The organism is Streptomyces sp. SID5643 (assembly GCF_009872555.1).
GTDB lineage: Bacteria > Actinomycetota > Actinomycetes > Streptomycetales > Streptomycetaceae > Streptomyces > Streptomyces iakyrus.
The window spans coordinates 59,723-72,747 of record NZ_WWIC01000295.1 but is presented as its reverse complement, the minus strand read 5'-3'; the positions used below and the strand labels follow the sequence as shown (position 1 = coordinate 72,747).

Sequence of the window (13,025 nt, the reverse complement as noted above, 5' to 3'; positions counted from 1 at the left end):
GCGTGTCGCTGTTGGGCCGAACGGGTGACTCTGCGCAAGAATTGCCCGATGCAGACAGCGAGCGCGAGCCAGGACGGAGCATGCCGGTGAACAGCCACGATGTCACCGACGAACAGTGGGAGGGGCTCGCCCAGGTCGTGCCGCTGCGAGGCCGGGACGCCTGGCCGTCCTCCGTCGGCCACCGGTCGATACCCGAGGCCGAGACGGAGACCCGCCGCCGTTTCGTCGTCCTGCGGGTGAACGTCTTCGCCGACGCCCGTGACGTCGCCGAGCGGCTGATGGCGGGCGTTCCCGTCCTCCTCGACCTCACCGGCGCGGAGACGGAGGTCGCCAAGCGGGTCCTCGACTTCAGCACGGGCGTCGTCTTCGGCCTGGCGAGCGGGATGCACCGGGTGGACCGCAACGTGTTCCTGCTGACCCCGGCGGGGACCGAGGTGACCGGGCTGATGGAGGGAGCCGGCCTCCCCGGGGTGTGACCGCCGGGGCACCGTCGGTGTGACCGTAGCCCGATCGTAGGAAGCCCCCGGAGACGGAACGGTTCGTCCTTCCGGCGGAGCCCTACCGTCCGGACATGACCCACCCCGCCCTCCCCGACCGCCCCCGCGTCACCGAACTGCGCCTGGCCGCCTTCACCGGCCACCGCCGCGCCGCGTTCCCGCTCGGACCCCTCACCCTCCTCGCCGGCCCCAGCGGCAGCGGCAAGACCAGCGCGCTGCGGGCGTACGAGGCCCTCGCCCGGCTCGGGGGCGGCGCCCGGCTCGGCGATGCGTTCCCCGACCCCACCGCCTGCGTCCCGGAACGGGCCCGGCCCGACGCCCAGCGCCGCCGCGGTTTCCGCATCGGCTGCACGGCCGACGGCCCAGCGGGCCCGGTCCGCCTCGACGTGGCCGTGCAGGCCGAGCCCGAACTGCGGGTCGTGGGAGAGCGGTTGACGTCCGATGGACTGGTCCTCCTGGAGACCGCCCTGCGCGACCCGGGCAAGCGCGCCGTACAGGCCGCCTGGCACACGGCCGGACCGACACCGGTGACCCGCGGCCCGCTCCCGGACGACCGGCTCGGCACCGCCCTGCTGCCGCTGCGCGTGGCCGGCAAGACATCCGGGCAGCGCAGGGTGCTGGCGGCCGCCGAGCAGATGGTCGTCGCCCTGCGCTCCGCCTTCGCCGTCGACCCCGATCCCGCCCGCATGCGCGGCCCCGTGACGGCCGGCTCCGGCCGGCTGCTGGGCGGCTGCGGCAACCTCGCCGACGTGCTGCGGCGGACCCGCGCCGAGTGCGGGCGGCGGCACGCGCAGTTCGTGACGGCGGTGCGGGCGGGGTGCGCGGGGCCGGTGGCGGATGTGCTCGCCCGGGCGGAGGAGGCCACGGGAACGATCCGCGCCGCGCTCGACCGGGGCGACGGCGTCCGCACGGACCTGCGACGGCTCGGCGACGGCGAACTGCGCTACGTGGCCCTCGCGCTGGTTCTGCTCACCGGGCCGGGCGTGCTGGAGGTCGACCCGGCCGGCGAGGTGCCCGCCGCGCTCCAGACGCTCACGGTCCTCGCTGACGGTTTCGACCGGGGCCTGGACGGACGGCAGCGTCTCGAACTGCTGCGGCTGGCGGCCCGGATGTGCGAGCGGGGGCACATCCGGCTGGTCGGCGCGGTCAGCGACGGTTCCTGGGCGGCCGGGACGGAGGGGGCCACGGTGGTACACCTGGACCGTGTCTGATCCCCTGGACGTGGCCGGACTGCAACGCCGCCTGGCCGATTTCGCGGCCGCGCGGAACTGGCAGCAGTACCACACCCCCAAGAACCTGGCCGCCGCGCTCAGCGTCGAGGCCTCCGAACTGGTCGAGATCTTCCAGTGGCTGACGCCCGAGGAGTCGGCCCGGGTCATGGCCGACCCGGACACCGCGCACCGCGTCACCGACGAGGTCGCCGACGTGCTCGCGTACCTGCTCCAACTGTGCGAGGTGCTCGGCATCGACCCGCTGGCGGCGCTGGACGCGAAGATCGACCGGAACGAGCGGAGGTTCCCGATCTAGCACCACCGCGCCAACACACAGAACGAACAAGTCCGTTTGTACTCTGTGTAATCAACATGCGGCTCGAATCCGAATCGTTGTCCGCAATTTTCCACCTTCCTCTGGCTTTTCGTCTCACACCCCTTCACTCTGGGTAGTGAACAAGGGAGTGCGGGCAGACGGACGCGCGCAGCGCGTCGGACAAGACGGGGGCAGCGCATGGACGCGGTGCGGCTCATCGTGACGAGCAGGCGGTCCCTGGCGGCGGGCGGCGGCGCGCGGGAGACCCTGGCCGAGGTGTGGCAGGCGCAGGCCCTCGCGCAGGCCATAGGCAGTCGCCTCGCGGTCGCCGGACCGCCCGAACTGCGCGGCGAGGCACTGGGGTTGACGGAGCTGGCGGGCCGGGGCTGCGGCGTCCTCGATCCGCCGGAACTGGCCCCCGGTGAGCTGCGGGCGGGCCAGCTCACCGAGTTGGGTGACGCCCGCCACACCCTGATGTACCTCGGCGGTCTCCTCGGCGAGGTCGGCATCGCCCTCGTCGCCCTGGCCAGCTCCGCCGACGACGAGGGCACGTACTGGCAGTGCATGGAGGCCATCGACGCGGCGGACGAGTCCCGCGACCGCGTCCTGGAAATGCTCCGCAGACTCGCGGACCGGGAACAGGCGCTGCCGGAGCGTGAAGCGGGGTGAGGCGGGCGACGAGAGTTCCTGAACCGCCCGCCCCTAGCCCGCCCGCCCCTCCTCGACGACCCCGCGCTCGGCATCCCCCGCGGCCTGAAGGTCCGCGTCCAGTGCCGACAGGTCCGCGTTCAACGCTGCCATCAGCTCCTCCATCTGCTGCAACAGCCCTTTCGGCTGCCCGCTCCCGCCCTGCTGCGGCACGGTCTCTTCGGACATGACGGCCTCCTCGGCCCCCGGCCCCCGGGGAGGCCGACACGGGTGACGCCCCGGCGGTCCACCCCCGGTGCGGAAGCCGGGGGCCCCGGCTCCGCCCGAGCCAACGATCATCACCGGGGCCGGTCACTGGCCGGGCCGGGCGGCGGCTGCGGTATTGACGTAATTTCACCCGACCGGGGACCGGCGTGGACGGGGGACCGATCCCGTGATCGCACACCCCGGCGTGCAGGATGGAAGCATGGATCTTCGCATCTTCACCGAGCCCCAGCAGGGGGCCACCTACGACACCCTGCTCGCCGTCGCCAAGGCCACCGAGGACCTGGGCTTCGACGCCTTCTTCCGTTCGGACCACTACCTCCGCATGGGCGCCGTGGACGGCCTGCCCGGCCCGACCGACGCCTGGATCACCCTGGCCGGACTCGCCCGTGAGACCAAGCGCATCCGGCTCGGCACCCTGATGACCGCCGGTACGTTCCGGCTGCCCGGCGTGCTCGCCATCCAGGTCGCCCAGGTCGACCAGATGTCCGGCGGCCGGGTCGAACTCGGCCTCGGCGCGGGCTGGTTCGAGGAGGAGCACAAGGCCTACGGCATCCCCTTCCCCAAGGAGAAGTTCGCCCGCCTGGAAGAGCAGCTGGAGATCGTCACCGGCCTGTGGGCGACGGAGCCCGGCAAGACCTTCGACTTCCACGGCACCCACTACGACCTCACGGACTCTCCCGCCCTGCCCAAGCCCGCGCAGCGGAAGATCCCCGTGCTCGTCGGCGGCCACGGCCCCTCCCGCACCCCGCGGCTGGCCGCCCGGTACGCCGACGAGTTCAACATGCCGTTCGCCTCCGTCGAGGACAGTGAGCGCCAGTTCGGCCGGGTCCGCGCGGCAGCCGAGGAAGCGGGCCGGGGCGGCGACGAGCTGACGTACTCCAACGCCCTCGTCGTCTGTGTCGGCCGGGACGACGCGGAGGTGGCCCGCCGGGCCGCCGCGATCGGCCGCGAGGTGGAGGAGCTGAAGCTCAACGGCCTGGCCGGCTCCCCGGCCGAGGTCGTCGACAAGATCGGCCGCTACGCCGAGGCCGGTTCGAGCCGCATCTACCTCCAGGTCCTCGACCTCGACGACCTCGACCACCTGGAGCTGATCTCCGCGCAGGTGCAGTCACAGCTGTCGTAGAGGGCCCGCCCGGCCGTCCTCGATAAACGAAGGCGCTGGTGGGCACAGGTGTGCGAAGCTGTGGGCGTCGTCCTGCCGGGCCCCCGGGATCACCGTCCTGGGGGCCCGCGCACGTACGGCACCGAACATCCACCCAGCCGGAGAGGCCCTCCGCATGTTCCTGACGATCACGACCACCGGCACGCCTGAGCGCCCCGCCACCGACCTCGGCTACCTGCTGCACAAGCATCCCGACAAGGCGCAGGCGTTCTCCACCTCCTACGGCACGGCTCACGTCCTCTACCCCGAGGCGGAATCCGGGCGCTGCACGGCGGCGCTGCTGCTGGAAGTGGACGCCGTGGCACTGGTCAGGCGCGGTAAGGGCAAGGGACGCGGCGGCGCCCCCGACGCGGCACTCGCGCAGTACGTCAACGACCGCCCCTACGCGGCCTCCTCCCTGCTCGCCGTGGCGCTGAGCAGCGTCTTCTCCAGCGCGATGAAGGGCGTCTGCAACGCCAGGCCGGAGCTGCCCGGCCGGGCCAGGCCGTTGCGCGTCGAGGTGCCCGCGCTGCCCGCCCGGGGCGGCCCCGACCTCGTACGCAAGCTCTTCGAGCCGCTCGGCTGGACCGTCACCGCCGCACCCGTGCCGCTGGACACCGAGTTCCCCGACTGGGGCGACTCGCGGTACGTGAGCCTGGTCCTGGAATCGGACGCGCTCACCCTCGCCGAGGCCCTGCGCCACCTCTACGTCCTGCTCCCCGTCCTGGACGACGCCAAGCACTACTGGGTCGCCCCCGACGAGGTCGACAAGCTGCTGCGCGTCGGCGAGGGCTGGCTGCCCGGACACCCGGAGCAGCGGCTGATCACCAGCCGTTACCTGTCGCGCCGCTGGTCGCTGACCCGGCAGGCCACCGAGCGCCTGGAACTGGTGCGCCTCGCCGAGACCGACGACAGCGAGGTCGAGGAGATCGACAACGCGGTCGAGGCGGAGACCGAGACCGAGGAGAAGCCGACGCCGCTGGCCGTGCAGCGCCGCGAGGCGATCGTCACGGCGCTCCGGCAGTCCGGAGCCGCCCGCGTCCTCGACCTCGGCTGCGGGCAGGGCCAGTTGGTGCAGACCCTGCTCAAGGACCCGGCGTTCACCGAGATCGTCGGCGTCGACGTGTCGATGCGCGCCCTCACCATCGCCTCCCGGCGGCTCAAGCTGGACCGCATGGGCGAGCGGCAGGCCTCCCGCGTCCGGCTCTTCCAGGGCTCCCTCGCCTACACCGACGTCCGGCTCAAGGGCTACGACGCCGCCGTGCTCAGCGAGGTCATCGAGCACCTCGACCTGCCCCGGCTGCCCGCACTGGAGTACGCGGTGTTCGGCTCGGCCCGGCCGAGGACGGTCCTCGTGACCACCCCCAACGTCGAGTACAACGTGCGCTGGGAGTCCCTCCCGGCCGGCCATGTCCGGCACGGCGACCACCGCTTCGAGTGGACCCGCGCGGAGTTCCGCGCCTGGGCGGAGGCGGTGGCCGAACGGCACGGCTACGGCGTCGAGTTCGTCGCCGTCGGCCCCGACGACCCCGAGGTGGGACCGCCCACCCAGATGGCCGTGTTCACCCAGACCAGTCCGAAGGAGGCGAAGGCGGCATGACCGACGAGACGCAGGGGCGCGTGCTGCCCGTCACCGACCTGTCCCTGGTGGTGCTGGTCGGGGCCACCGGCTCCGGCAAGTCCACCTTCGCCCGCAGGCACTTCAAGCCCACCGAGGTCATCTCGTCCGACTTCTGCCGCGGTCTCGTCTCGGACGACGAGAACGACCAGAGCGCCACCAAGGACGCCTTCGACGTCCTGCACTACATCGCGGGCAAGCGCCTGGCCGCCGGCCGCCGCACCGTCGTGGACGCCACCAGCGTGCAGTCCGACGCCCGCCGCCGGCTCATCGACCTGGCCAAGCAGTACGACGTGCTGCCCATCGCGATCGTGCTCGACGTGCCCGAGGAGGTGTGCGCCGAACGCAACGCGGCCCGCACCGACCGCGCCGACATGCCCCGCCGGGTCATCCACCGCCACACCCGCGAACTGCGCCGCTCGCTGCGGCACCTGGAGCGCGAGGGCTTCCGCAAGGTGCACATCCTGCGGGGCGTGGAAGAGGTCGAGAACGCCACGGTCGTCACCGAGAAGCGCTTCAACGACCTCACCCACCTCACCGGCCCGTTCGACATCATCGGCGACATCCACGGCTGCGCCGCCGAACTGGAGGCGCTGCTCGGCAAGCTGGGCTACGTCGACGGCGTCCACCCGGAGGGCCGTACGGCCGTCTTCGTCGGCGACCTGGTCGACCGCGGCCCGGACAGCCCCGGCGTGCTGCGCCGCGTGATGGCGATGGTGAAGTCCGGCAACGCCCTGTGCGTACCCGGCAACCACGAGAACAAGTACGGCCGTCACCTGCGCGGACGCAAGGTCCAGCACACCCACGGCCTCGCCGAGACCATCGAGCAGATGGCGGGCGAGAGCGAGGAGTTCCTCGCCGAGGTACGGGAGTTCCTCGACGGCCTCGTCAGTCACTACGTCCTCGACGGCGGCCGGCTGGTCGTCTGCCACGCCGGTCTGCCCGAGAAGTACCACGGCCGCACCTCCGGCCGCGTCCGCAGCCACGCCCTGTACGGCGACACCACCGGGGAGACCGACGAGTTCGGCCTGCCCGTGCGCTACCCGTGGGCGGAGGACTACCGGGGCCGGGCCGCTGTCGTCTACGGCCACACCCCGGTGCCGGAGGCCACCTGGCTCAACAACACCATCTGCCTGGACACCGGCGCGGTCTTCGGCGGCAAGCTCACCGCGCTGCGCTGGCCGGAGCGCGAGCTGGCCGACGTCCCGGCGGAGCAGGTCTGGTACGAGCCGACGAAGCCGCTGCGCTCCGAGGCGCCCGGCGGGCAGGACGGCCGTCCGCTGGACCTCGCGGACGTGCGGGGCCGCAGGGTCGTGGAGACCCGGCACCAGGGACGTGTCTCGATCCGCGAGGAGAACGCCGCGGCCGCCCTGGAGGTCATGAGCCGCTTCGCGGTGGACCCGCGGCTGCTGCCGTACCTCCCGCCGACCATGGCCCCGACGGCCACCAGTCACGTCGAGGGCTACCTGGAGCACCCCGAGGAGGCGTTCGCCCAGTACAGGGACGACGGTGTGGCGCGGGTCGTGTGCGAGGAGAAGCACATGGGCTCGCGGGCGGTGGCCCTGGTGTGCCGCGACGCGGAGGCGGCCCGCAGGCGCTTCGGCGTGGACGGTCCGACCGGGTCCCTCTACACCCGTACCGGCCGCCCGTTCCTCGACGACGACGCCCTCACCGAGGAGATCCTCGGCCGGGTGCGCACGGCGGCCGGCGAGGCCGGCCTGTGGGACGAGCTGGAGACGGACTGGCTGCTGCTGGACGCCGAGCTGATGCCCTGGTCGCTGAAGGCGTCCGGGCTGCTGCGCTCGCAGTACGCCGCCGTGGGCGCCGCGTCCGGCGCGGTGCTCCCGGAGGCCTTGAGCGCCCTCCGGGGCGCGGCGGAGCGCGGCGTGGACGTGGCGGGCCTGCTGGCCCGCACCGGTGAACGCGCCACCGACGCCGCCGCGTTCACCGAGGCCTACCGCCGCTACTGCTGGACCACCGACGGCCTGGACGGCGTGCGCCTGGCGCCGTTCCAGATCCTCGCGGTCCAGGGGCGCAGCCTCACCGGGCTGCCGCACGACGAGCAGCTCGCCCTGCTCGACCGGCTCGTCGAGCACGACGGCAGCGGTCTCCTCCAGACCACCCGGCGGCTCTACGTCGACACCGCCGACCCGGAGTCGGTGCGGGCCGGCGTCGACTGGTGGCTGGAGATGACCGGCCGGGGCGGCGAGGGCATGGTCGTCAAGCCGGTCGGCGCGGTGGTCCGCGACGGCCAGGGCCGCCTGGTGCAGCCCGGCATCAAGTGCCGTGGCCGCGAGTACCTGCGGATCATCTACGGTCCGGAGTACACGCGCCCGGAGAACCTCGCCCGCCTGCGCTCGCGGTTCCTCAACCACAAGCGCTCCCTGGCGATCCGCGAGTACGCCCTGGGTCTGGAGGCCCTGGACCGGCTGGCCGAGGGCGAGCCGCTGTGGCGGGTGCACGAGGCGGTGTTCGGGGTGCTGGCCCTGGAGTCGGAGCCGGTCGACCCGAGGCTGTGAGCCGGTAGCCAGGCGATTCCGGCCAGGTTTGTCCCGCCTGGGACGCTCCTGGCCGGACGTCGTCCTTCAGGTCCCGTTCGTCCCGCACGTCCCGGCCGGCATGCGCACCCACGGCTCCGCCACGCGTCCCACCGCGCCGCGCACCCCGGGCGGGCACCTCGCCGCCGGTGACGCCGCCCTGCTTGTCGTCGCCGCGACGAGAACTGGCGGTCACCGAAACGGCCGAGGAGCGCGTCAATGCGCCCTTCGATGGTCAGGATGGAGGCATGGCATACCACGTCCACTCCGAGGCCGGGCGGCTGCGCCGCGTCATCCTGCACCGGCCCGATCTGGAGCTCAAAAGGCTCACCCCCAGCAACAAGACCTCGCTGCTCTTCGACGACGTGCTGTGGGTGCGCAGGGCCCGCGCCGAGCACGACGGGTTCGCCGACGTGCTGCGCGACCGGGGCGTCGCCGTCCACCTCTTCGGCGACCTGCTGGCCGAGACCCTTGAGGTCCCGGCGGCCAGATCCCTCGTCCTGGAACGGGTCTTCGACGAGAAGGAGTACGGCCCGCTGGCCACCGACCCGCTCAGAGCCGCTTTCGAGAACCTGCCCGCGCGGGAGCTGGCCGAGGTCCTGGTCGGCGGTATGACGAAACGCGAGTTCCTCGAGGTGCACCCGGAGCCGACCTCCGTGCGCTTCCACGTCATGGAGCTGGACGACTTCCTGCTGGGCCCGCTGCCCAACCACCTCTTCACCCGCGACACCTCCGCCTGGATCTACGACGGCGTGTCCATCAACGCCATGCGCTGGCCCGCCCGGCAGCGCGAGACCGTGCACTTCGAGGCGATCTACCGGCACCACCCGCTGTTCCGCGACGAGACGTTCCACGAGTGGTCGAAGGGGCAGGCCGACTACCCCTCCACCATCGAGGGAGGGGACGTGCTGGTGATCGGCAACGGGGCGGTGCTCATCGGCATGAGCGAGCGCACCACTCCGCAGGCCGTGGAGATGCTCGCGCACAAGCTGTTCGCCGCCGGCTCCGCCGAGACGATCGTGGCCCTCGACATGCCCAAGCGGCGTGCCTTCATGCACCTCGACACCGTGATGACGATGGTCGACGGCGATACCTTCACCCAGTACGCGGGCCTCGGCATGCTCCGCTCGTACACCATCGAACCGGGGGTCGGCGAGAAGGAGCTGAAGGTCACCGACCATCCGCCGGAGCACATGCACCGCGCGATCGCGGCGGCCCTCGGCCTGAACGAGATCCGTGTGCTGACCGCCACCCAGGACGTGCACGCGGCCGAGCGCGAGCAGTGGGACGACGGCTGCAACGTCCTGGCCGTCGAACCCGGGGTCGTGGTCGCCTACGAGCGGAACTCCACCACCAACACCCACCTGCGCAAGCAGGGCATCGAGGTGATAGAGATCCCGGGCAGCGAGCTGGGCCGGGGGAGGGGCGGGCCGCGGTGCATGAGCTGCCCGGTCGAACGGGATCCGGTGCGGTAGGGCCGGGTCCGTGGGGTTCCCGGGTCCTGAGTTCCTCGGGTCCTGAGTTCCCCGGGCTCTGAGTTCCCGGGCCTTGGGCTCCCGACGGCATCTGTATAGGCATGCTGGCTTTCGTATAGTATTCCAAAAGTCTGTGTCCCCGTATCCCTGGAGCGCCCTCATGGCGACTGTCCCGACCCCCCTCGCCGGCCGCCACCTCCTCAAGGAGCTGGACCTCACCGAGGACGAGTTCCGCGGTCTGGTCGAGCTGGCCGCCGAGCTCAAGGCCGCCAAGAAGGCCGGGGCCGAGACCCAGCACCTGCGGGGCCGGAACATCGCGCTGATCTTCGAGAAGACCTCCACCCGCACCCGCTGCGCGTTCGAGGTCGCGGCCGCCGACCAGGGCGCCTCGACCACGTACCTCGACCCCTCCGGCTCACAGATCGGGCACAAGGAGTCGGTCAAGGACACCGCGCGGGTGCTGGGCCGGATGTACGACGCGATCGAGTACCGGGGCGACAGCCAGCAGAAGGTGGAGGAGCTGGCGGCGCACGCCGGTGTCCCCGTCTACAACGGGCTCACCGACGACTGGCACCCCACCCAGATGCTCGCCGACGTGCTGACCATGACCGAGCACTGCGCCAAGCCGCTGACCGAGGTCTCCTTCGCCTACCTGGGCGACGCCCGCTTCAACATGGGCAACTCCTACCTGGTCACCGGCGCCCTGCTCGGCATGGACGTCCGTCTCGTCGCACCGAAGGAGTACTGGCCGGCCGAGGAGGTCGTCGACCGGGCCCGTGCCCTCGCCGTCGGCAGCGGCGCCCGCATCACGCTGACCGAGACGGTGGACGACGGCGTGCGCGGCGCCGACTTCGTGGCCACGGACGTCTGGGTCTCCATGGGCGAGCCGAAGGAGGTCTGGGCCGAGCGCATCGCCGCCCTCGCCCCGTACGCCGTGACCATGGACGTCCTGCGCGCCACCGGCAACCCGGAGGTCAAGTTCCTGCACTGCCTGCCCGCCTTCCACGACCTCGGCACCAAGGTCGGCCAGGAGATCCACGCGGCCCACGACCTGGAGTACCTGGAGGTCTCCGACGAGGTCTTCGAGTCGGCCCACTCGGTCGTCTTCGACGAGGCGGAGAACCGGATGCACACCATCAAGGCGGTCATGGTGGCAACCCTGGCCTGAACAGGCCTTAAGCTGACCGGCGGCCCGGAGCCACCCCTTCTCCGCAGCCGCCGCGCGACGAACCCGTCGCATCCCGCACCACCAGAAACGAGCACCACCCGCATGCCCCGCTTCAAGTCGTCCCATCTCCTGGTGGCCGAATCCGGCGCCGACCGCGAAGGCCACGGCCTCCGGCGCACGATGGGCCTCTTCCAGCTCGTCTGCTTCGGCGTCGGGGCCATCGTCGGCACCGGCATCTTCGTCGGCCTGTCCGACTCGGTCGCCCAGGCCGGCCCGGGCGTCGTCGTCTCCTTCCTGCTCGCGGCGACCACCTGTGTCTTCACCGCGTTCGCCTTCGCCGAGCTCGGCGGCGCGATCCCGGTCTCCGGCTCCTCGTACTCCTTCGCCTACGCCGGTCTCGGCGAGGGCACGGCCTTCCTCGTCGGCTGGTGCCTGCTGCTGGAGTACGGCGTCTCGGTGTCCGCGGTGGCGGTCGGCTGGAGCCAGTACGTCAACGAACTCCTCGACAGCCTCGTCGGACTGCACCTGCCCACGGCCCTGTCGGCCGGTCCGGGCGAGGGCGGCGTGGTGAACCTCCCGGCCGTGATCGTCATCGCCATGGCCGCCGTCCTGCTGGTCCGCGGGGTGCGTGAGAGCGCCCGGGCCACGGCGGCGATGGCGGTGCTGAAGCTCGCCGTCCTGGTGGCCTTCATCGCGATCGGCTTCACCGCGTTCGAGGACGGCAACCTCACGCCGTTCTCGCCCACGGGCCTGGCCGGCATCGGGGCGGGCACGACCGCCGCCTTCTTCTCGTACATCGGCTTCGACGCGATCACCACCGCCGGTGAGGAGGCGAAGAACCCCCGCAGGGACATCCCCGTCGCGATCCTCGTCTGCATCGGACTGGTCACGCTGCTCTACTGCGCCGTCGCGCTCGCCGCGATCGGCGCCATCGGCGGCGACGCGGTCGGCGGCCGCCCGGCGGCCCTCTCCTATGTCGTCAACCAGGTCACCCGCTCCACCGTCGGCGGCGGGGTGATCGCCTTCGGCGCGGTCGTCGCCATCGCCTCGGTCGTCCTCGCCGTGATGTACGGCCAGACCCGGATCCTGATGTCCATGTCCCGCGACGGGCTGATCCCGCGCGTCTTCGAGAAGGTCTCGCCGAAGACCTCCACGCCGGTCGCCGGCACGCTGATCGTGGCGGTCGTCTTCGCGATCCCCGCCGCCTTCGCCCCGCTGGACGCGGTGGTCAACCTGTGCACCATCGGCACCCTCGCCATCATGGCCGTGGTGAACGTCGCGGTCATCGCCCTGCGCCGCCGTGAGCCGGACCTCGCGCGCACCTTCCGCGTGCCGCTGTACCCCGTCACCCCCCTGCTCGGCGTCGGCTTCTGCCTGTACCTGATGTACGAGACGGGTGCGACGACCTGGATCCAGTTCGCCGGGTTCCTCGCGGTCGGGACCGCCCTGTACCTGCTCTACGGGCGCCGGAACTCCCGGCTCGCCGCGGTCACACCGACGGACGCCGCTGAGCCGGTACGAGAGGCAGTCTGAACCAGACCGCCTTGCCGGACTCGGTCGGCCGGTGCCCGCAGGAGGAGCTCAGGGTGCGGATCAGCAGCAGCCCGCGCCCGTGCTCCTGCCAGGGGTCGGGCGGTCCACCGGCCGGACAGGTGAGGTCGCCGGGCGGGGCCGGGTCGGTGTCGTGGACCTCGACCTGGCAGCCCGACGGCAACAGCTCCACGACCAGCTCTATCGGCGACTCGCCCGTGGTGTGCTCCACCGCGTTGGCCACCAGCTCCGCCGTGAGCAGCTCCGCGGTGTCGCAGTCCGCCCCGCGCTCCAGCTCGGCCAGCGCCGTACGGACCAGGGCACGGGCCACGGGCACCGCCGCTGCGGTGTGCGGCAGCGCGATGCGCCAGGAGGCGGGGGCTGAGGGGAGTTCGTACACGGCGGGTCCGTTCATGGAGCAGGACATCCTGCTTTCAACCTGATGAATGGTACGGCGCCGCTCTCCGGAGACGTCCGAGGGGCACCGTCGGAGGCGCCCTTGCCTCCTTGCCGACGGCTTACCCAGGTGAACGCGGCGCCGCGCACAGCTGCTCCCGCCGTTACGGCGGTGTGGACGATCTGTGACGGATGTGACCGGCCCGGGTCACGCCGGCCCC

The 13,025-nt window shown here is 72.0% G+C and carries 12 protein-coding genes; 10 read left to right on the top strand and 2 right to left on the bottom strand.

The genetic code is table 11. The annotated features are described in order from the left end of the window. Nucleotides 1-80: 80 nt before the first annotated feature. The 4 genes from GTY56_RS32460 (at nucleotide 81) to GTY56_RS32445 (ending at nucleotide 2,693) form a co-directional block, all read left to right on the top strand. On the top strand, nucleotides 81-476 hold the full coding sequence (locus GTY56_RS32460) for a cell division protein SepF (protein ID WP_031134653.1): 396 nt from the start codon (nucleotides 81-83) through the stop codon (nucleotides 474-476). 95 nt (nucleotides 477-571) lie between these two features. After that, nucleotides 572-1,708, top strand: coding sequence for an AAA family ATPase (locus GTY56_RS32455; protein WP_161368848.1), 1,137 nt, complete (start codon nucleotides 572-574; stop codon nucleotides 1,706-1,708). Then, nucleotides 1,701-2,024, top strand: coding sequence for a MazG-like family protein (locus tag GTY56_RS32450; protein WP_161368847.1), 324 nt, complete (start codon nucleotides 1,701-1,703; stop codon nucleotides 2,022-2,024). Before GTY56_RS32455 ends, GTY56_RS32450 begins: the two co-directional genes overlap by 8 nt. Nucleotides 2,025-2,222: 198 nt before the next feature. Further along, nucleotides 2,223-2,693 carry a DUF6099 family protein gene (locus GTY56_RS32445; RefSeq protein WP_161368846.1) on the top strand — a complete coding sequence of 157 codons (471 nt, stop codon included), beginning with the start codon at nucleotides 2,223-2,225 and terminating at the stop codon, nucleotides 2,691-2,693. Nucleotides 2,694-2,726: 33 nt separating this feature from the next. On the opposite strand, the gene GTY56_RS40140 is transcribed toward GTY56_RS32445, so the two are convergent. Beyond that, entirely contained in the window at nucleotides 2,727-2,900 is a 174-nt protein-coding gene (locus GTY56_RS40140; protein ID WP_202511026.1) for a hypothetical protein, read from the bottom strand. A gap of 238 nt (nucleotides 2,901-3,138) precedes the next feature. On the opposite strand from GTY56_RS40140, the gene GTY56_RS32440 reads away from it, so the two are divergent. From GTY56_RS32440 to GTY56_RS32415, 6 genes are all read left to right on the top strand, one after another. Beyond that, nucleotides 3,139-4,062: an LLM class F420-dependent oxidoreductase gene (locus tag GTY56_RS32440; RefSeq protein ID WP_161368845.1), complete on the top strand. Its 924-nt coding sequence runs from the start codon at nucleotides 3,139-3,141 to the stop codon at nucleotides 4,060-4,062. A gap of 154 nt (nucleotides 4,063-4,216) precedes the next feature. Beyond that, nucleotides 4,217-5,680, top strand: a complete 1,464-nt coding sequence (locus GTY56_RS32435) for a 3' terminal RNA ribose 2'-O-methyltransferase Hen1 (protein WP_161368844.1) — start codon at nucleotides 4,217-4,219, stop codon at nucleotides 5,678-5,680. Next, nucleotides 5,677-8,217, top strand: a complete 2,541-nt coding sequence (locus tag GTY56_RS32430; RefSeq protein ID WP_161368843.1) for a polynucleotide kinase-phosphatase — start codon at nucleotides 5,677-5,679, stop codon at nucleotides 8,215-8,217. The genes GTY56_RS32435 and GTY56_RS32430 overlap by 4 nt, the downstream gene beginning before the upstream one ends. 266 nt (nucleotides 8,218-8,483) lie before the next feature. Then, entirely contained in the window at nucleotides 8,484-9,710 is a 1,227-nt protein-coding gene (locus GTY56_RS32425) for an arginine deiminase (RefSeq protein ID WP_161368842.1), read from the top strand. A 160-nt stretch (nucleotides 9,711-9,870) separates the two neighbouring features. Then, a complete protein-coding gene (gene argF, locus GTY56_RS32420; protein ID WP_161368841.1) occupies nucleotides 9,871-10,878 on the top strand; it encodes an ornithine carbamoyltransferase in 1,008 nt (335 codons plus the stop codon). Nucleotides 10,879-10,980: 102 nt separating this feature from the next. After that, a complete protein-coding gene (locus GTY56_RS32415; protein ID WP_161368840.1) occupies nucleotides 10,981-12,411 on the top strand; it encodes an amino acid permease in 1,431 nt (476 codons plus the stop codon). Here the strand turns inward: GTY56_RS32415 and GTY56_RS32410 are convergent. Continuing rightward, nucleotides 12,368-12,835, bottom strand: coding sequence for an ATP-binding protein (locus GTY56_RS32410; RefSeq protein WP_161368839.1), 468 nt, complete (start codon nucleotides 12,833-12,835; stop codon nucleotides 12,368-12,370). The genes GTY56_RS32415 and GTY56_RS32410 overlap by 44 nt on opposite strands. Nucleotides 12,836-13,025 lie beyond the last annotated feature (190 nt).